The sequence below is a fragment of the Caballeronia sp. HLA56 genome (genome assembly GCF_054655155.1).
On the sequence record NZ_BAAHOB010000004.1, the window covers coordinates 404,952 to 423,979 of the forward strand.

The window sequence follows — 19,028 nt, forward strand, 5'->3', positions numbered from 1 at the left end:
ACGACAGACCGCTCCATAGCATGTTGTCGGCTGGACTGGATGACTTCGACGGTCATAAATATCCGAATGAGGAGTAACAAGTTCAAACATACTTGAACAATGGGTTATGTGGCTTTCTTATTCGGTAGGTATCCTTACGAGTGATCGCTTCAATGCTGCTGGATCACTCCGCTCGGGACGGTGATTAGTTCCCACCGCCTCGGACACTCACTGTAAAACTCAATCCCCCTATCATTGTTGAATTTTTGCCCTATCCTTGCTTGGAAGTCTTGGGCTTAAGGACGGCCCGGCGGGGCCTCGAACTACCGACGCATTCCCAGCGTCCCGCAGCCACCTCCTTTCTGCGTGGCAGCCATTGCTAACAGATTAAAGGAGCCAGACTATGAAAGCTGTTGTCTATCGCGGTCCTCAACAAGTGGCAGTTGAAGACGTGCCAGAGCCTAAGATCGAGCGTCCCACCGACGCCATTGTCAAAATCACAAGCACCAACATATGCGGCTCTGACCTTCACATGTACGAGGGCCGGACCGACTTCGAACAGGGTCGAATATTTGGTCACGAGAACCTGGGCGTGGTATTGAAGGTGGGACCGGCGGTTGAGCGCCTCAAGCCTGGCGACTGGGTGTGCCTTCCGTTCAATATCAGTTGCGGACACTGCAAGAACTGCGAGCGCGGACTTACTGCATTTTGCCTGAGTGCAAACCAACCCGGCATTGCCGGCGGTGCATTCGGCTTTGCGGACATGGGGCCGTGGCAGGGTGGACAGGCCGAATTTCTGCGCGTGCCTTGGGCGGACTTCATGGCCTTAAAGCTACCGCCGGACGCGCAGGAGAAGCAAGTTGACTATGTGATGTGTGCGGACATCTTCCCGACCGGTTGGCACGCAACTGAACTAGCCGGGATGCGGCCCGGCGACGCTGTGGTCATCTATGGCTCGGGACCTGTTGGGCTGATGGCGGCACATTCGGCAATGATCAAGGGCGCCTGCAGCGTAATGGTGGTCGACTGCCATCCCGACCGACTGAAGCTAGCCGAATCGATCGGCGCAATCGCGATCGACTACTCGAAAGATGACCCGGTGCAGCGGGTGATGGACCTGACGCACGGAATGGGCGCAGACGTGGGATGCGAATGCGTCGGCTACCAGTGCCACGATCCCGCGCCAAAGCGCAAGGAGCGACCTAATCTCACCATGAACAATCTGGTCTCGTCGGTGAAGTTCACCGGTGGGATTGGCGTCGTGGGCGTGTTCGTACCGGTTTTCGGCTTTAACTATCAGCTAGAGCTGAAGCGGTTTTTTAGCTTGATACGCGCTACTGGAATCCGAATGAATGCTGTCGCACTGACAGCGGCCGGTGCGGTGATCGACAGCGGTTTACAGGAGAATTTGTCGTCCCCTTGGCTCAACCTATCGGACCGGTACTGGGACGAGCTGCATGTGCGTGGCTGCAAGGTCGCGCCGGACGAACTGTACGCTTGACCATCGGTAATCTTGAGTTCAATGTGGGCGCGCCCGATGACCTTGATGCCCTAATTCATCGGTTCAAGACTCGCACTTCCATAGCGGGTGAGGACATTACATAGTTACTCGTATCAACAACTCCATCTGAAGCGACAGCGCACGCCGGCGCTCCGGTTAGTCGGTCTTCCTGGTCTTCCGCTGGAGCCGCAAACTCCGCTACACGACGATCGAAGTCAAAGACGGGACGATGAATATTGTAAGATCTTGTCCCGTTTAAGCGCCGCTATAGGAATAAATTTTGCCTTTTCCAGGTCTCGTAGAGTTTGAGTCCGGAGACGTTGATATGTCCACTGGAAAACGACCAAAGTTAGTTCCTTATCCGACAAAACCAATGCCACCGACGCCTGGTTTGTCCGAGTGCGATTTCGCCATCTACGCGTCCTATCGTGGCACTCGAGCAAGTGGCTTTTACGGGACATTGAAGGTGGTCCGCAAAACAGATGCGACACTGCTGTTCCCGTTTGACGGCGCTTTGCCGATTGGCCCCTTCGCAAGCAAGGACGAGGCAATCTCGGCTGCCCAGCAGATCGGGCGCAGCATTGTCGAGAGTGATCTTAAGAACCCCGAGCTCTAACGCCAGCCGATTGACTTAACAAGCAATGGAACTTCCAATCAATCAACCTCCACTTCGCCTGACCAAGCGCGGTGTCGAATTCTCGGTGATAAGGAACAAACGTTCTTTCGCGTGCGTCATGACGATCGAAGCCTTGCAACAGTTTTTCTGGCTCGAGCCTTCAGCCGCCGAACAACGCATATTGCAATGTTTCCAAGATGGTCGCGCCCGCATTCATGCTGTTGCCGAACGAAAATCTTTAACTTGCAGCGACAGCCCGATTCTCCTCATCCCCAAGGATTTTTGGAGGCGGTGAGGTCTGCGCATCGGTGTCTACCGTCGCGGTTTCGGCCTTTGCGGTCGTTCGAGCGTCGGTCTTGCTGAGGCTGCTGTACTCCACGTTCCGGTCATCCGCACGTCGTTGGCCGAAAATGACGAGTCACACCGGCGCCAATGCGTACTCGCGACCCGAAGCCGCCTGTTGAGGACCGTCCGCCCGAACGGCGGATTGCAAAATGCAGTCGACATTCGGGTCGGCGATCGAGGCGAGTCGTCCGCCTTTGCAGACTTTTGGTACCGGACATGTACAAACTTTGCAGCTTTGGCAGCATGCTGACGTGGGCTGTGTCGAACAGCAAGACGCTACCGCCTGCACCGGCAAGCGAACACTCACGACCGAACCCGTGTGAGCACGTAATCTCGGCCCTGGAACGAAGCTGCCGCCTCAACAGAACCCGCACTACAGGATTTAAGCAAACAGACGTGTGACCGCTCGCGCCGTCGAGCGCATACGGCTCGGACGCATAGCGAAGATCATTCCAATAACGGCACAGTTTCACTCTCATCCGCCTCGAACCATGCCGGATTCCGCTTCGCAATTGGGCCCAGGGTGACAAGAATTTCACGCAGATGCGACCGCATGGCGTTTTCCGCGGCATCGGGATCGTGCGCGCGCAGGGCCGCGAGAATCTTCGCGTGCTGGCGAATGAGATGATCGAGCGGCGAATCGTCCGGCAGGCTCAGATAGCGCACGCGATCCATCTGCGCCTTGATGTCCTGAATGGTGTCCCACGCGGCCTGACAGTCGATGGTCTGCGCAATCGTGCAATGAAACGCCTCGTCGAGCGCGAGGAACGCGGCGGTGTCGTTCGCCTTCGCGGCAACGCGTTGATCCTTCAGGTTATCGGCGAGCGTGCGCAGTTGTGCATCGGTGATGTGCGCGGCGGCCTTGCGCGCGACGGCGGTCTCGATGGCCTCGCGGATGAACCGTCCCTCGCGCACGCGGCGCGGCGAGATGCGCTTTACGAAGGTGCCTCGTTGCGGCAAGACCTGAAGCACGCCCGCCTCGACTAATTTGATGAACGCCTCGCGCACCGGCTGGCGCGAGACATGGAACATGTCGGAGACTTCCTTTTCGGAGAGCGGCGTGCCGGGCACCATCTGACCGGCGAAGATCGCCTGACGCAGCGCGCGATAAATCTGCCGCGTGATCGGCTCGGGCGAATCCATCGACACTTGCGCGCCCAGGTCGGGCAACTGCTCGGCGACCGCGCCGGCATCGCCCAGACGCCGGCGCGCGCGGCGGGGCGCGGGACTCGCGGGTTCGGCGCTGTCAGGTTCGAGCAGAATGACGTCGTCGGATTTGGCAGCTTTCATCGTCGTCGTGGCGGTGGGCGGAAAACGCGCGGGGCGGTCGTGCTCGGTCGTGAATCGATGCCTCCATACTACTATGCTTCGTTACTGCAACTGGCCGCCTGCTCTCCTCATCAGCGACGCGCCGCCGGCGAGCCGCCCGCAATCGTCGTCACCGCGATGATGAGCGCGCCGTACACCACCGCGCGCACGCCCGCCCCCGCGCCGCTCGCATTGAGCAGCGCGTTGATCAGGAACAGGAAGCACGCCGCGCCCCACACGCCGGTCGGGCTGGCGCGGCCGCCGGACACCTGCGTGCCGCCGATCACCACCACCGCGACGGAAAGCAGCATGTAGTCCGCGCCCATGTCGAGCGTCGCGCCGCCGGAGAACGACGCCAGCAGCAACGCTGCCAGCGACACCAGCACCGAACAGCTCACGTAGGTCGCGCACCGCACGCGCTCCACGCGAACGCCCGCGAGATTTGCCGCGCGCGCATTCTGTCCCACCGCTGAGAGACTTCGCCCCGGCACCAGACGAAAAAGCGCGAGCGCCACCAGCAGCGTAGCGGCCAACGCCACGAACGCGAGACTCGACACGCCCGCCACATGACTCAGCGAGAAATTCTCGAGAATCGGCGGCGGTGCCGAACTGCCGCGTCCGAGGCTGATGGCCGTGGATTGCAGCACGAAGCTCGACGACAGCGTGGCGATGATCGGCGGAATGCGCAGCAAGCGAATCAGCGCGTAGTTGAACAGTCCGATGCCGATGCCCACGCCCACCGCCGCGCCAATGCCCGCGAGCAGCGCGCCGTCTTTCGCCGCCATCACGCGCATGGCGACGCCGCCCGCCAGCGCAATCGTCGCCGGAATCGACAGGTCGATGTTGCCTGGCCCGCTCGTCACCACGAGCATCTGTCCGAGTCCGACGAGCACGGTGAATACCACGAACGCGGACGCCGCCGACAGCATGTTGCCCGCCGTGAATGCGCCGAACGCGACCATCGCCGCGATGCCGGTCACGACCGCGCCTGCCACCGACCAGAGCCACGGCAAGTCGCGCAGCGTGGTCGAGAGCGCGGGCTTGTTCATCGATTGCGCGCTTTTCATTGACGACCTCCCCGGTTGCGGAACACGAGCCGCAGCGACAACACGACGATGAGAATCAGCCCTTGCAGCCCGACCTGCCATTCAGGCGGAATCTGCAGGAAGGACAGGAACGACGACGCCAACGTCAACGTAATCGCCCCAAGCACCGCGCCGAACGCCGACACGCGCCCGCCGACGAATTCGCCGCCGCCGAGGATCACGCCCGCGACCGACAGCAAGGTATAGCGCAGCGCGATGTTCGCATCCGCCGAGGTAGTGAGGCCAAGCAGCGCCAGCCCCGAGAACACGCCGAACAAACCCGCGCAGCCGAACAGCAGCGCCTTCGCTCGGATGATCGACCAGCCGAAACGGCGCATCGCGGGCGCGTTGCCACCCACGCCGCGCAGCGCGACACCGGCGGGCGAGCGCATCAACAAAAGATGCGCGACCAGCGCGATACCCGCGGTCCAGACGAGCGGCGCGGGAATCACCGGCGACTTGAAGCCCATGATCGAGGAAAGCCAGTCGGGGCTCGTGCCGCCCGGCGACGGCAGCAGAAGCACCGACAGCCCGTTCCAGATGAACGACAGCCCGAGCGTGACGACCACCGACGAGATGCGCCGCAACTCGATCAGCGCGCCGACGAGCGCATACAGCACCACGCATCCCGCGAGCGCGAGCCAGCCGAGCACGGGATGCTGAACCAGCAGCGTCGCGCCGATGCACGCCACCAGACTCACGAACGCACCGATCGACAAATCGAGTTCGTTTGCCGTGATGACGGCCAGTTGCGAGAGCGTGGCGAAAACGATCGGCACGCCGAGGTTGAGCAGCATCACGATGCCGAAGTAGCTGAGCGTGTTCGGCTGGATGATCGCCATCGGCACCAGCACGGCCAGCAGCGAGACGAACGGCAGCGCCGCGCGATAGTCGATGCGCCGTGCCGCGCGGGGGGAAGCCGTTCTCACGGCGGTGGTCGTGTTCATGCGGGAACCTCATCGAAACTGGCGGCGAGCAGCGCGTCTTCGGTGCATTCGGCCGCGTCGAGCACGCGCGTCACGCGGCCCGCACGGAAGACGTAGGTGCGGTCGCAATAAGCAAACTCGTCGTTTTCCGTGGTGTACCACAGGAAGGTGCGGCCCTTCTCGGCTTCGGCCTGCAACAGTCCGTAGATTTCGAGCTTCGTGCCGATATCGACGCCGCGCATGGGGTCGTCCATCAGCACAAGTGCGGCGTCGGAGGCGAGCGCGCGGGCGAACAGCACTTTCTGCTGATTACCGCCCGAGAGCGAGAGAATCGGCGCGGCCGGTCCCGCACCGCGGATATTGATGCGCTGCTTCCACGTATCGAAGCGCGCGCGCAGTCCTTCGCGGTCGATCCACGTCGGGCTTTTACTGTCGTAGAGCGCGCGGATGTCGAAGTTCTCGGCAATCGACCAGTCCGCGAACACGCCGTCCGCGCGCCGGTCGCCGGCGACGAACGCCACCGTCTGTCCCGATCCGCGTTTGCGGGCTTGCGCGTAGATGGCGAGCAAGGCGTCCGTCTGCCCTTGTCCCGCCAGCCCCGCGAAGCCGACGATGCTCCCGCGCGCTGCCTCGATTTTCGTGCGTCCGCGCGGTCCGACGTTCCATTGCATGAGCGCGCCTGCCGCGTTCGCTTTCGCCGCGCGTTGCTGCGATGGCGCGGCGGCTTCGGTGAACTGCCCCATCGCGCGGATGATGTGTTCCTTCTCCAGATTCGTCGCGGGCAGCGTCGCGACGATCTTGCCATCGCGCATGACCATCACGCGGTCGGCGCTTTGCAACATCTCCTCCAGCATGTGCGTGATGAGAATGCAGGTGATGCCGCGCCCCGCGCAGACGCGGATATACGCGAGCAGTTGTTGCGCCGTGTAGCGGTCGAGGCTCGACGTGGGTTCATCGAGAATGACGAGGCGCACGGGCGCATCCACCTGAGCGAAACCACGCGCGATTTCCACCACCTGCTGCTGCGTGAGCGAGAGATCGCCGACGACGTCCGTGCCGCGCAAACCGTGCCCCGGAAAGATCGCGTCCAGTTGCGCCTCGATGATGCGGCGCGCCTGCCTGCGCCATCCAAAGCCGCGTAACTGCGGATGCACCGCGCGCATGTTTTCCTCGATGGTGAGGTTCGCACAAAGCGACAGTTCCTGAAACACGCAGCGGATGCCGAGCGCGCGCGCCGTGGCCGCCTCGAAGCCGTTGGCGTGCGTGTCGCCATCCATCTCGACCGCGCCTTCGCTCGCGCGCCGCGCGCCGGACAGCACCGACATGAGCGTGGACTTGCCCGCGCCGTTGTGCCCGGCGATGGCGACGCATTCGCCCGCCGCGAAATCGAAATCGACACTTTGCAACGCGCGCACCGGACCGAAGGACACGGCCAGTGCGCGGATCGACAGAAGCGTTTTCAGAGGAGACGAAGCGTGCGGCGCGTCGAACACGATGCTATCGGAGTGATTCATCCGCCAGGGCTCCGGATGGAGTGGGTTCGAGTAAGGAAATACGAAAGCGCTTTTACTTCCGCTTTTACTTCTGCTTTTATTTCTTCACGCCCTGCACCATGTCGACCACCTGTTCGCGCGAAAACACATTGCTCGCGACCGTGCCCGGCGCGGTCTTCGGCAAGACCGTCGGCAACGATTCCGGCGTGACGGTCAGCGTCGGCAGGGACATGTCGTGCGGCAGCTTGTTGCCCGCGAGAATCTGTTGCGCGGCCCAGAACGCGAAGGTCGACGAACCCGGATCGGCGGCAATCGACATGGTCTTGTACGCGCCCACGCCCTGTTGTTGCCACCACGCCAGTTCTTCCTGCCGATTGCCGAGGATGATGGTCGGCACCTTGCGGCCCGCCGCGCGAAATGCCTGCGCGACACCGTAGCCATCGCCGCCTTGCGTGACGACGCCATCGATTTGCGGCAGCGACGGCAGGATGCCCGCGACTTCCTTCTGCGCGACCGTCTGCGTCCACTGGCCGTACACCGAACCGGCGATCTTCATGTTCGGATACTTCTTCAGTTCATCGACGATGCCCTGATGAATCTCGTCATCCACCGACACGCCGGCGAGCCCGCGCACTTCGAGAAGCGTGCCCTTGCCGCCCAGTTGCTTCGCGAGGAAATCGACCTGCTCCGCGCCCATCTTGTGGAAGTCCGCCGCGATGCGATACGCACACGGTTCGGTCACGATGCCATCGAACGACACCACCACCACGCCCGCCGCGCACGCCTGCTTGATCGAGCCATTGAGCGCCGTCGGCGATGCCGCGTTGATGACAATCGCCTTGTAACCCTGCAACACGAGATTCTGGATCTGCTGCGCCTGCTCGGTCGCCTGATTCTCGGCCGTCGTGAAGGCGGGCGCATCGGCGACGAGTCCGGCCTTCTTCGCCTGCGTCGCGACATCGGCCCAGCTCTTCAACTGCTGTTGACGGAACGTGTTGCCCGCATAGCTGTTGGATAGCGCGATCTTGTCCTTCGAGGTATCGCCCGTGGCGACAGCGGCGGAAGCGGCCGCGCTGATCGCCATGCAGGCAATGCCCGCGAGTTGTGCTGCGCGAATGGATGTGAGTGCCACTGTCGTCTCCTTGTGTCGTTACGGTGCCGTACCGTGCCGTTGATTGAATCATAGAGATCAACCTACTACCATACAAGTAGGTATTTGTCCGGAATCGGGCACGTCGGTGCGGCGCGTAAGCTGCGTCATCGGAACGACATCGGAAGACTTGAAGGAGAAACGATGAACCAACGCAAAGGCGCGCTCGTTTTCGTGGGCAGCGTGAATCGCGCGGTGCCGCATTTCGCGACCGCCAACGGGCGCGGCATCACCACGCTGTCGCTCGATGAAACCACTGGCAAACTCGAACGGCTCGCGAAACTCGATGGCATGGACAATCCCACCTATCTCGCCGTGCTGCCCGCGCGCCGCATGCTGTACGCATCGAGCGAGGTTTTCGGCGTCGCGGAAGGCGCGATAGGCGCGTACACATTCGATGACGCGAGCGGCACGCTCGCGGCCGTCGGCGAAAGCCGCTCGACGCGCGGCAGTCTGTCCGCTTACTGCACGACCGATCGCGCGGGACGCCATGTCTTCGTCGCGAACTATGCGCACGAAACACCGGGCGAAACCCCAGGCCGTCATGTCGTGAGTTTCGCGGTGCAGGACGACGGCACGCTGACGAAGGCGCGCGGCGAATACGCGCATCGCGGAGCGGGACCGCGTGCGGATCGGCAAGGCGTGCCGCATGCGCATTGCATCGCGGTCGCGCCGGACAATCGCTTCGCGCTGGTGACGGACCTCGGCACGGACACGGTATCGACCTATCGCATCGATGCGAACGGCGACGGGCTGTTGCCGCCGCTCACAGAACCGTTGCGCTGTGTGCCGGGAAGTGGTCCGCGTCATCTGGCGTTTCATCCTGTGCTCGACCGTGTGTATGTCGTCAACGAGTTGAACAACACGCTCGACGTGCTGGCTTACGAACCGGCGAACGGCACGCTACAGATCGTGCAGACCGTCGATGGTCTTCCCGCGTCCTGCGCCGTGAGCCACGCCGCCGATCTCGCCGTGTCGAACGACGGACGCTTTCTCTATGCGTCGTTCAGAGGCGAGGACTGCATCGGCGTGTATGCGCTCGCGGACGATGGCGCGATCGGTGAGCGTCGCGGCATCTACGAAAGCGGTGGAAAGACACCGCGCAGCTTCGCGTTGTCGCCATCGAACCGCTTTCTGCTCGCGGCGAATCAGGACAGCGATAACCTCGTCGTGTGGCGGCGCGATCCGGCAAGCGGCGCGCTCGTCGACCAGGCGGATGAAATGCCGATCGGCACGCCGATGTGCGTGAAGATCATCGCGTAGACGCGCGTGCTTCTGCCGGGCGCGCCTGCGTGGCGCCGCGGCCTGCATGGCGCGGCTCGCGAATCCAGATGAACGCGCACAACGCGCCCAGCACCGCGACCACGCCCGCCAGCACGAACGCCGCGCCATACGCCCCATGCGTCGCCTCGACGATGAAGCCCGTCACCGCCGGCCCGATCACGCCCGCGAGATTGGCGAGCAGATGCACGAAGCCGCCGACGCCGCCCACGTTTTCGCGTCGCACGGTGTCCTGAATCACGGCCCAGTAAACCGAGCCGGTGACATACAGAAAAAAGATCGTGACCGACATCAGCGCGACCGCGCCCTGCGTGGTCTGCACGCGCCCCGCGAACGCCACGCACAGCGCCGCGATGCCCAGACATACCGACAACACCAGCCGCCGCGACAACAAGGGCTTGCCGGTGATGCGCAGAATCGCATCGGTGATGAACCCACCCGCCGCGAGCCCGATGCTGCCGAGCAGCCACGGAATCACGGTCGCGAAACTCATGTCGCGCAAGGACATGTGATGCGCTTCGGTCAGATAGGTCGGGAACCACGAGAGAAAGAAGAACAGCACGTAGTTGTACGAGAAGAACGCGAACGCCGTGGCTAGAATGAGCGGCTGACGCAGATAGAAGCCGAGCCCGGCCTTTTCGCCGTGCGCGCCCTGCTCCATCGATACGTCAGTCTGCTGGCCCGCGACGATCAGCGCGAGTTCATCGCGGCTCACGCGCTTGTTTTCCTGCGGATGCTCGGTCGTCGCGAAGGTCCACAACACGAGCCACGCCAGCCCGATCACCATGATGATGACGAAGGCCCAGCGCCAGCCGAACTGAATTGCCATGAAGCCCACGATCGGCCCGGCCAGCGCGCCGCCCAGCGGCGTGCCCGAATTGATGACGCCGATCGCGCTCGCCACTTCGCGACGCGGGAACCAGTTGTTGACCATCTTGCTGTTCGACGAACTGAACGGTCCTTCGCCCATGCCGAACAGCACACGCAGCACGATCAGCGAAACGAGGCTGCTCGCCAGCGCGGTCGCCCCGCAAAAGAGCGACCAAATGCCCATCGCGCCGCCGAATACTTTCTTCGCGCCGATCTTGTCGGACAGCACGCCGCCCACGAAATTGAACAGCGCATAACCGATGAAGAAGCTGCTGAACACCACGCCCATCTGGGCATGGGTGAAATGCAGGTCTTTCTGAATCAGCGGCGCGGCAATCGACAGCGCCGCACGGTCGAGATAGTTCACCACGCCGGCCAGAAACAGCAGGCCGACGACGAACCATCGCTGGCTTTTGATCATCATCACGTCTCCGGTGTGCCGCCTGTTTTTATCGTCGTTATGGCGGATGAAACAGTTCAGTCGAATTGCAGATGCACCTTCATCGACTGATTTCGGTCCAGCGCGACTTCAAACGCGCGATTGGCTTCCGCGAGCGGGAAGGCATGCGTCATCAGCGGACGAAGATCGATACGTCGCGACGCCAGTTCCTCGGCGGCGACCGCGTATTCGTCGGTGAAGCGGAACGAGCCTTGATAGCGCAGTTCCTTCGCCATCACGAGATTGGCCGCGACCGGCGATTGCCCCGCCGGCAGATTGCCCAACTGGATGACCGCGCCGCCCGCACGCACCGAACGCAACGCGGTGTCGAGACCCGCCGGGCTGCCGGATGCCTCGATCACGACATCGAAGGTGCCGCGTTCGCGGGACCATTGCTCAATGCGCGCGGCATCGGTCGCGAGCACGGTTTCATCCGCGCCCAGCGATTCGGCCATCTGCAAGGCCTTCGGCGCGAGATCGAGCGCCACCACGCGATGCGCGCCCGAACGCCGCGCCGCCGCCAGCACGATGCAGCCGATCGGCCCGCACCCCACCAGCAACATGCTCGCGCCGACCAGCGAGCCGGCCTGCTTCAGCGCGTGCAGCGCGACGGCCAGCGGTTCCGCCATCGACGCCTGCGCGTAATCGAGCGTGTCGGGCACCGGCACGCACTGACGCGCCGCCGCCGTGATGTACTGGCGGAACATGCCTTGCATGTGCGGGAACGTCGATGCGCTGCCCATGAAGCGCATGTTCAGGCAATGGTTCGGCATGCCCTTCACGCAGAAACGGCACGTACCGCAATTCAGGCCCGGATTCACTGCCACGCGCTGGCCCACGCGCAGGCCCGTGACGCCTTCGCCGAGCGCCGCGACTTCGCCTGCCACTTCGTGACCGAGCACGAACGGCTCGCGCACCGCGAAATCCCCGCTCTTGCCCTTGAAGTAATACGACAGGTCCGAGCCGCAGATGCCGCCCGCGCGCACGCGAATCTGCACCTGGCCCGCGAGCGGTTGCGGCGTGTCGATTTCATCGATATGGAGCTTCTTCGCTTCGTGGAGTACGGCTGCGAGCATGGTCAGGTTCCTGTGCGTAACGCGTGAATTCGAATGTTCGATGTCGTGTGCCGACCGATGCCGTCACCAGTTCCAGAGCGTGCCGTCTTCCAGTCGCGCGACGGGCAGATAGGCAGGCTCGTAGGGATACTTCGCCGCCAGCGTTTCGTCGATATCGACGCCGTGGCCGGGGGCATCGCCCGGATGCATCATGCCGTGATCGAACGACCACGCATGCGGAAACACGTCGAGCGCTTCCTCGGGGAAACCCATGTATTCCTGCACGCCGAAGTTCGGTACCCACAGGTCGAAATGCAGCGCCGCACCCATGCAGACCGGCGAGAGATCCGACGGTCCGTGACAGCCCGTGCGCACCTGATAGAGCGACGCGAAATCCGCGATGCGCTTCAGATGCGTGATGCCGCCCGCATGCGTCAACGTCGCGCGGATATAGTCGATGAGTTGTTCCTCGATCAGCGTCTTGCAATCCCAGATGCTGTTGAAGACTTCGCCCACGGCAATCGGCGTGACCGTGTGTTCGCGGATCAAACGGAAACCGGCCTGATTCTCGGCGGGCGTCGGGTCTTCCATCCAGAACAGGCGATACGGTTCGATGGATTTGCCCAGCCGCGCGGCCTCGATGGGCGTGAGACGGTGATGCACGTCGTGCAGAAGATGGGTATCGAAACCGAACTTCTCGCGCACCGCTTCGAACAGCTTCGGCACGAAATCCAGATACTTTTCAGAAGACCAGCTTTGCTCGTCCACCGCGCCCTTGGTCGCTGGCTCGTACATGCCGTTACCTTTCGACACGCCATAGACCGAGCGCATGTTCGGCACGCCGCACTGAATGCGAATGGCCTTGTAGCCTTGCTCGCCGTGTTCTGCGTAGCGATCCAGCGCCTCGGGAATGTCGCGGCCCGTGGCGTGACCATAGACCATCACGCCTTCGCGCGAGGCACCGCCCAGCAGCTTGTACAGCGGCATGTTCGTGACCTTGCCGAGGATGTCCCACAGCGCCATGTCCACCGCCGCGATCGCAGTCATCGTGACCGGACCGCGCCGCCAGTACGCGCCCTTGTAGAGCAACTGCCACGTATCCTCGATGCGTCCCGGATCGCGCCCGATCAGCATCGGGCAGACGTGATCCTTCAGATAGGACGCGACGGCCAGTTCGCGGCCGTTGAGCGTGGCGTCGCCGATGCCGTACACGCCCTCGTCCGTCACTACTTTCAGCGTGACGAAATTTCTGCCGGGGCATGTCACGATGACGTCAGCGCGAATGATCTTCATAGGGATTTCCTTGAATGGGCAAGCGGTCAAGCGCATACTACCATACCAGTATGTCACTCGGTCATTCCGGGTTTTCCCTGCCGGCCTTCATCAGACACACCGAAAAATGACGCAAAACTCAAGCCTTTCCCGTGCCGGACTGCCCGCGCTGAGCGGCCATGTACTCTCCGCCGATTGGCGCGCGCCGGCGATTGGCATCGTGCATCTGGGCATCGGCAATTTTCATCGCGCGCACGAAGCGCTTTACACGGAAGAGGCGATGCTCGCGCGCGGCGGCGACTGGGGCATTTGCGGCGTCACCTTGCAGGGCGATGTCGGCAAGCGCGATGCCCTGATGGCGCAGGACGGTCTTTACAGCGTCGTCGAACGTGGCCCGGCAGGTGTGAGCGTGACGGTCGTGCGCTCGCTAGTCGAAGTCCTGGCGATGCCGTTCGACCGCGTGCGTCTGTTCGAATTGCTGGCCGATGCGCGCGTGAAGATCGTCTCGCTGACCGTCACCGAAAAAGGGTATTGCCGCGATGCGAAGACCGGCGACGCGGATTTCGACCATGCGGGCGTTATTCACGATCTCGCCCATCCCGACGACGCGACGACCGTGCCCGGCATTCTCAGCGCCGCCCTCAAAGCGCGCCGCGATGCCGGCACGCCGCCGTTCACCGTGCTGTCGTGCGACAACCTCTCGAACAACGGCGCGGCCTTGCAGCAAGTGGTGCGCTCGTTCTCTGCCAGGCTCGATGCAACGCTTGGCGCGTGGATCGCGGAACACGTCGCCTTTCCCTCGACGATGGTGGACCGCATCGTTCCCGCCACGACCGATGCCGAGCGCGAATCCGCACGCGCCGCGCTCGGCGTGACGGACAACGTGCCCGTGCCGTGCGAGCCGTTTCGTCAATGGGTGATCGAGGATCGCTTTCCGCAAGGACGCCCCGCGTGGGAAGTTGCGGGCGCGCAACTCGTGGACGATGTCACACCATTCGAAATCGCCAAGCTGCGCATGCTCAACGCGACGCATTCGACGCTCGCCTATCTCTCCATGCTCGCGGGTTTCGAAGCCATCAGCGATGCGGTCGGCCACGCGCCCTTGCGCGCACTCATCCACGCGGTGATGACGCATGAGATTGCGCCGACGCTCGACGTGCCTGCATCGTTCGATCTGCTCGCTTACCGCGATGCCTTGCTCGAACGTTATGCGAATCCGGCGCTCAAGCATCGTTGTGCGCAGATTGCGATGGACGGCAGTCAGAAAATCCCGCCGCGCATTCTGTCGTCGATTTCGGCGCGGCTGGATGCGGGACAGTCGTTCGACGGGCTCGCGCTGGCGGTGGCGGCGTGGTTGCGCTTCCTGCGCGGCCGCGCCGACGACGGCACGTCATACCCGATCAGCGATCCGATGGCGCAACGCCTGACCGAACTCGCCGCGAATGCGCCAAGCCCGGAAGCGCTTGTCACCTCAATACTCGGCGTTCGCGAAGTCTTTCCCGAAGCTCTCGCTAATGCGCCCGCCTTCGTCGAAAGCTTGAAGGTGGCGTCAAAAGCGCTAGATGCGGGGACGCTTATCGCTGTCGGTAAATACTCAAGAGTGTGTCTCCGGACTTGATCGTTTCGCCTGATCTTCGCCTGGTTTGCATTCTAACCTCTGAGGAATACCACCGAGGTCGTGTCCGAACCTCTCAGTGGTTCGGTTGGGCTTGCGATCAATGGACGGTGTCGGCGCCGCAGCCGTATGGCCGCCGTTTAAGCCTTCGCCGACAGTAGGAAATTTTCAAGAGCTGAGCGACCATTCTCATAGAAGGCTACTAGGGCGCTCGAAGCAAAACGTGTGAAGTCCAACTGGCGGACATTAACGCAACTTAGCGTCGAGCCAGCGTTTTCCCTAACCACGTTTACCCGTAGACTGAGCATGTCGCTGCGAACTGTTCGTAGCCATGAACTAGGTGATACAGACATGCTCAAACTACACACACTTCTCGCGGTCGCTGCTCTGCTCGTCCCGCCTCTTTCCCATGCTCAAACGAGCGAGTCGGCCACCCGTGCTCAGGTTCGCGAGAATCTCGTGCAACTCGAAAACGCAGGCTACAAGCCGTATGCGAACAACTGGCTTTATCCGCGAAACTTGCAGCAGGCCGAAGCAACTGTCGCTCGCGAGCAAAGCGCCAACGCGGCCTTCGGATCAGCGACAGACAGCGCCGTTCAGTCAGGTCGATGAGCAAACCGGCAAAAGCAAACGTCAATGGGAAGCGCAGGGCGTACGCGCTTCGCACTTGAACGATTCAATCGGGCAGCGCATCGTTGACTTTCGGGGCCCACTCGCGTCGCATCAACACTACCGCACTCACTGCACCGATCAGCAAGAAAATACAAACAGAGAGCATGGGCAGCGTATAGCTTCCGCCCACGTGAAGCAGCCATCCGCACAGGCTCGCCGATACCCCGCCCGCAAGACTCGTCGCAACGGTCAGCAATCCGGTATTCAAGCCGATGGCCGGTTTCGGGATCAACATGAGTTTCGATAGCGTTAAGTTGTTCGCTGTCGCCAGGCCCGCCAATGTCAGCGAGGCGATGTTCCAGAACAGCGCCATATCCTGCGACTCGGTGTAAGCACCAAGAATCACAGTCATGCCGCCGAGCGCCCCCGCGACCACGAAAGCCTTGCGCACCATTAACGCATTCTTCCCTCGGGCGATGATCCGATCCGCGGCCCAACCTGCGGCCACCGCGACGAATGCCACGCTGATGAAGCTGACGAACGTGTACATGCCCGATCTCATCAACGTCAGACCGCGCTGCTCCACCAGATACGATGGCATCCATGTCGCGCAGTAGAAAACGAAATAGCTGTAGGAAAACGTCATGATGAAGCCGCCCCACACGACCGGGCTCACCAGCAGATTGCGAAGCGGCACTCGGGTGGCACTGCGCTTGGCGATCGACAATTGGTCCCTTGTCGGAAAGTCGTTTTTCATGAAGACGAGCCAGGGAAGCAGCCACACCATTCCCAGCAAGCCCGTCACGACGAACATCGCTTTCCACGAGTACGCTACGATCAACCACGCTGCCACGGCCGCACCGACTGCCGGCCCTACTTTGCCGCCCATTGAAAAGATGCCGGTAGCGGTGCCTTTTCGCGCTTCGTCGAAACTGTTCGCGATGTAGCGATAGCTGGCTGGCAAGACGATCGCCTCGCTCGCGCCGATCAGCAAACGCACGACGATGAGCGACGTAAGCGAATGGGTCAATGCCGTGGCCGCCGCCGCGAGGCACCACAAGAAAAAGCAGATGCCGTACGGCCATTTCACGCCGTAACGGTCGACGATCCATCCCATCGGCAACTGAAGGGCCGCATACGACCAGAACACGGCCGAGCCAAGCCATCCGCGCTGGACGCTGGTCAAAGCGAACTCGTGAATGAAAGTCTTGTCGGCCATCGCCGATGAAAGACTCGTTCGATCGATGAACGAGATCAGCCAGCCAACGGTGAGCAATACGAGAATGGCCCAGGGCCTATCCGTAGAAGAACGGCTCAATAGCCTTGTGTCGGTCATTTCCGCATTTCCGTTCATACCCTCTCCCGACTTCATACGATGTTCTTCCGAAAATAGACGCCTGGACGTGACTCCGCCGTGCGTTTAAAACGAGTGATTGATACCGACCGTCGCGCCGATCTGATGCGGAATTTTTTGCGCATTCAACGAAGCATTCGTGATGTAGCTGCCACCGTATTTCGTGTAATCCACCTCGGCATACAGCAAGGTACGCTTGGAAAGCAAGTAAGTCAGGCTCCCGACGCCGAGGCTTCGTTTGCCGCTCTGATTCGGCAGGTCGGTGATGTAGTAAGCCGCGCCCAGACGAATGCTCGGGGTGAGATCATAGGTCGTGCCGCCCCAGTAATTGAGCGTGCGAACGTCGGACACCGGCGCGGCCTGAGTCTGGTTGTCGTTCATATAACCGCCGGCCAGACGCAACGCGCCAAAAGTCAACTCGGCGCCAAACGTGTAGTAGTTGTCCGGTCTATAGATCGCGGTCGTGCCTTGCTGTATGTCGCGATATTCGTATGAGGCGCCGACCTTCAGCCAGTTCCATCGGTACTGAACGCCTAGTCCGCGCATGGCAGCGGCATTGAAGTCGCCCGCTTGCCCGCCGAACGAATTTTCCGCGCGGAAATCGAGACCGCCGATTTTCGCGATGTACTTGACATCGTTACTGACGCGAAACCCGGCCGATGCCCCCGACACGGGAATCAAGGTGGGATAGAGAAGATTGAAGGGATCGTAGTCGTATGCGACATCATGCGCGATCGTGAATTGTCGCCCGGCGATCAAGGTGCCGTAGGGACCGCGCACGCCAACATACGACGCCCGATTGAACAATGTATTGGTGGTGTTGTCGAGCGCACCGTTGCCCAGGAAGAAACCTGACTCTAGACGAAAGAATGTGTACCAACCCGCCCCGATATCCTCGCTTCCGGTGAAGATCAGCCGGTTCGAGCTATACCAGCCGCGATTATTGGTCGAGTAAGTCGTCCCTGCCTTTGAATCCGTGTAACGGATGCCACCGTCTAGCGTACCCGACAGCGTCACGCTCGACTGTGCATACGCTGCTCCGGTCATTGAGCCCAATGCAAACAATAACGAAATCCGCTTAATCATCTCCATGCCTCTTTTAGTAAATTATCGATCTACTTCGATCCGTCAGCAAGCGGCGCTTTTCTTTGGCCGACACCGCGCCGGCCGCTGCTCGCGGTCTGATTCATCGTCCCTTTTTTTAATACGGAATACTTATTTATATTTTTTTATTCGTGTTCGCCGAACCAATGTCCGCCTGTGCAGGGTCCGGCAGTCCTGGCTTGTATCGGAGGAAGGTCAGCCGAGACTGCCTGTCACGTCATCGAATAATTCATCGACACTGAGCGCGCGGGGAATGATCTTTTGCTCCACCGCCCAATCTATCGCGAGTTGCAGCCCTTTTCTGTTTGCTTCGAGTCCGATCGGCGGGAAGATAGCCGGCAAGCCCTCCGCTTGCTCACGGCTCTCGACAATCATTCGATACAACTCACGCACGAGTTCAGGGTGCTTCGTCGAGATATCCTGATGAACCACGAACATATGGTTGATCGGGACGACGCCCTCTCGCGCGAACCAGTCTTCAGCAGCAGCATGTGCATTCGGAATCAACGTGCGCACGGCCGGATCTTTTGGCATGTCCGGCGCGCCCAGGAGAGCCGCGGCCAGATCGCCGTCGAGCATGCGCCGGGCAATCGACGTGCCGTGCGGAAGCCGCTCGCAACCGCGCGGGTCGGAATACTCCGCGAGGTGTCCATCCTCAAGCGTCATCCATTGAACCTTGTCCAGATCCACGCCGTATTCATGACGCAAGATGCCGCGCACCCACAACCCCGTTGTCTGTGCGTACGATCGAACGCCGACGCGCTTGCCTTCGATATCCTTCGGTTCAAGCTCGCCAAAGACGGAGTTATAGACCGCGCAGTGGTGTTGCAGCCGCCCAAGGATAGGCGCCGGCAGCAACACATAGGGCTTCCCGTAGCATTTAGCCTGCAGATAGGTCACGATCGCCAGCTCTCCCGCATCGAACCTGTCCTCGCGCAACATCGCCCTGAAGCCGTTGTGAGCCGGTGATGGCCCGCAGTAATCGAGCTTCAAAAGCTCCGAGCTCACGCGACCATCCCGCAT

The 19,028-nt window shown here is 61.5% G+C and carries 17 protein-coding genes; 6 read left to right on the top strand and 11 right to left on the bottom strand.

Features of this window, described 5'->3' with window-relative positions:
* Positions 1 to 382 precede the first annotated feature (382 nt).
* From ACYQ47_RS17940 to ACYQ47_RS17950, 3 genes are all read left to right on the top strand, one after another.
* Positions 383 to 1,480 (top strand): alcohol dehydrogenase catalytic domain-containing protein, encoded by a 1,098-nt coding sequence (locus ACYQ47_RS17940; protein ID WP_459906265.1) that lies wholly within the window; start codon positions 383 to 385, stop codon positions 1,478 to 1,480.
* Positions 1,481 to 1,805: 325 nt separating this feature from the next.
* Positions 1,806 to 2,096: a DUF6723 family protein gene (locus ACYQ47_RS17945; protein ID WP_459906266.1), complete on the top strand. Its 291-nt coding sequence runs from the start codon at positions 1,806 to 1,808 to the stop codon at positions 2,094 to 2,096.
* A gap of 25 nt (positions 2,097 to 2,121) precedes the next feature.
* Positions 2,122 to 2,391: a DUF1488 family protein gene (locus ACYQ47_RS17950; protein WP_459906267.1), complete on the top strand. Its 270-nt coding sequence runs from the start codon at positions 2,122 to 2,124 to the stop codon at positions 2,389 to 2,391.
* A 497-nt stretch (positions 2,392 to 2,888) separates the two neighbouring features.
* Here ACYQ47_RS17950 and ACYQ47_RS17955 read toward each other — a convergent pair whose 3' ends face one another.
* The 5 genes from ACYQ47_RS17955 to ACYQ47_RS17975 all read right to left on the bottom strand — a co-directional run bounded on the left by ACYQ47_RS17955 (position 2,889) and on the right by ACYQ47_RS17975 (position 8,337).
* On the bottom strand, positions 2,889 to 3,731 hold the full coding sequence (locus tag ACYQ47_RS17955; protein WP_459906268.1) for a GntR family transcriptional regulator: 843 nt from the start codon (positions 3,729 to 3,731) through the stop codon (positions 2,889 to 2,891).
* Between the two features lie 110 nt (positions 3,732 to 3,841).
* The gene (locus tag ACYQ47_RS17960; RefSeq protein ID WP_459906269.1) at positions 3,842 to 4,816 is read right to left on the bottom strand and encodes an ABC transporter permease; all 975 of its coding nucleotides are present in this window, start codon (positions 4,814 to 4,816) and stop codon (positions 3,842 to 3,844) included.
* Positions 4,813 to 5,781: an ABC transporter permease gene (locus ACYQ47_RS17965; RefSeq protein WP_250467720.1), complete on the bottom strand. Its 969-nt coding sequence runs from the start codon at positions 5,779 to 5,781 to the stop codon at positions 4,813 to 4,815. The genes ACYQ47_RS17960 and ACYQ47_RS17965 overlap by 4 nt, the downstream gene beginning before the upstream one ends.
* The gene (locus ACYQ47_RS17970; RefSeq protein WP_459906270.1) at positions 5,778 to 7,274 is read right to left on the bottom strand and encodes an ATP-binding cassette domain-containing protein; all 1,497 of its coding nucleotides are present in this window, start codon (positions 7,272 to 7,274) and stop codon (positions 5,778 to 5,780) included. The genes ACYQ47_RS17965 and ACYQ47_RS17970 overlap by 4 nt, the downstream gene beginning before the upstream one ends.
* 76 nt (positions 7,275 to 7,350) lie before the next feature.
* Entirely contained in the window at positions 7,351 to 8,337 is a 987-nt protein-coding gene (locus tag ACYQ47_RS17975) for a substrate-binding domain-containing protein (protein WP_459906513.1), read from the bottom strand.
* Positions 8,338 to 8,547: 210 nt separating this feature from the next.
* Between ACYQ47_RS17975 and ACYQ47_RS17980 the strand changes: the two genes are divergently transcribed.
* Positions 8,548 to 9,666 (top strand): lactonase family protein, encoded by a 1,119-nt coding sequence (locus tag ACYQ47_RS17980; RefSeq protein WP_459906271.1) that lies wholly within the window; start codon positions 8,548 to 8,550, stop codon positions 9,664 to 9,666.
* On the opposite strand, the gene ACYQ47_RS17985 is transcribed toward ACYQ47_RS17980, so the two are convergent.
* The 3 genes from ACYQ47_RS17985 to manD all read right to left on the bottom strand — a co-directional run bounded on the left by ACYQ47_RS17985 (position 9,656) and on the right by manD (position 13,341).
* Positions 9,656 to 10,975 carry an MFS transporter gene (locus ACYQ47_RS17985; protein WP_459906514.1) on the bottom strand — a complete coding sequence of 440 codons (1,320 nt, stop codon included), beginning with the start codon at positions 10,973 to 10,975 and terminating at the stop codon, positions 9,656 to 9,658. The genes ACYQ47_RS17980 and ACYQ47_RS17985 overlap by 11 nt on opposite strands.
* Before the next feature lie 56 nt (positions 10,976 to 11,031).
* Positions 11,032 to 12,069 (bottom strand): L-idonate 5-dehydrogenase, encoded by a 1,038-nt coding sequence (locus tag ACYQ47_RS17990; protein WP_459906272.1) that lies wholly within the window; start codon positions 12,067 to 12,069, stop codon positions 11,032 to 11,034.
* Between the two features lie 63 nt (positions 12,070 to 12,132).
* Positions 12,133 to 13,341 (bottom strand): D-mannonate dehydratase ManD, encoded by a 1,209-nt coding sequence (gene manD, locus ACYQ47_RS17995; protein WP_459906273.1) that lies wholly within the window; start codon positions 13,339 to 13,341, stop codon positions 12,133 to 12,135.
* Positions 13,342 to 13,447: 106 nt separating this feature from the next.
* Between manD and ACYQ47_RS18000 the strand changes: the two genes are divergently transcribed.
* Positions 13,448 to 14,938, top strand: coding sequence for a mannitol dehydrogenase family protein (locus ACYQ47_RS18000; protein ID WP_459906274.1), 1,491 nt, complete (start codon positions 13,448 to 13,450; stop codon positions 14,936 to 14,938).
* Between the two features lie 348 nt (positions 14,939 to 15,286).
* Positions 15,287 to 15,547, top strand: coding sequence for a DUF4148 domain-containing protein (locus ACYQ47_RS18005; RefSeq protein ID WP_459906515.1), 261 nt, complete (start codon positions 15,287 to 15,289; stop codon positions 15,545 to 15,547).
* A gap of 64 nt (positions 15,548 to 15,611) precedes the next feature.
* Here the strand turns inward: ACYQ47_RS18005 and ACYQ47_RS18010 are convergent, their stop codons facing one another.
* The 3 genes from ACYQ47_RS18010 to ACYQ47_RS18020 all read right to left on the bottom strand — a co-directional run bounded on the left by ACYQ47_RS18010 (position 15,612) and on the right by ACYQ47_RS18020 (position 18,998).
* On the bottom strand, positions 15,612 to 16,883 hold the full coding sequence (locus ACYQ47_RS18010; RefSeq protein WP_459906275.1) for an MFS transporter: 1,272 nt from the start codon (positions 16,881 to 16,883) through the stop codon (positions 15,612 to 15,614).
* 84 nt (positions 16,884 to 16,967) lie between these two features.
* Positions 16,968 to 17,993, bottom strand: coding sequence for a porin (locus ACYQ47_RS18015; RefSeq protein WP_459906276.1), 1,026 nt, complete (start codon positions 17,991 to 17,993; stop codon positions 16,968 to 16,970).
* Positions 17,994 to 18,200: 207 nt separating this feature from the next.
* A complete protein-coding gene (locus tag ACYQ47_RS18020) occupies positions 18,201 to 18,998 on the bottom strand; it encodes a substrate-binding domain-containing protein (RefSeq protein ID WP_459906278.1) in 798 nt (265 codons plus the stop codon).
* Between the last annotated feature and the right edge of the window lie 30 nt (positions 18,999 to 19,028).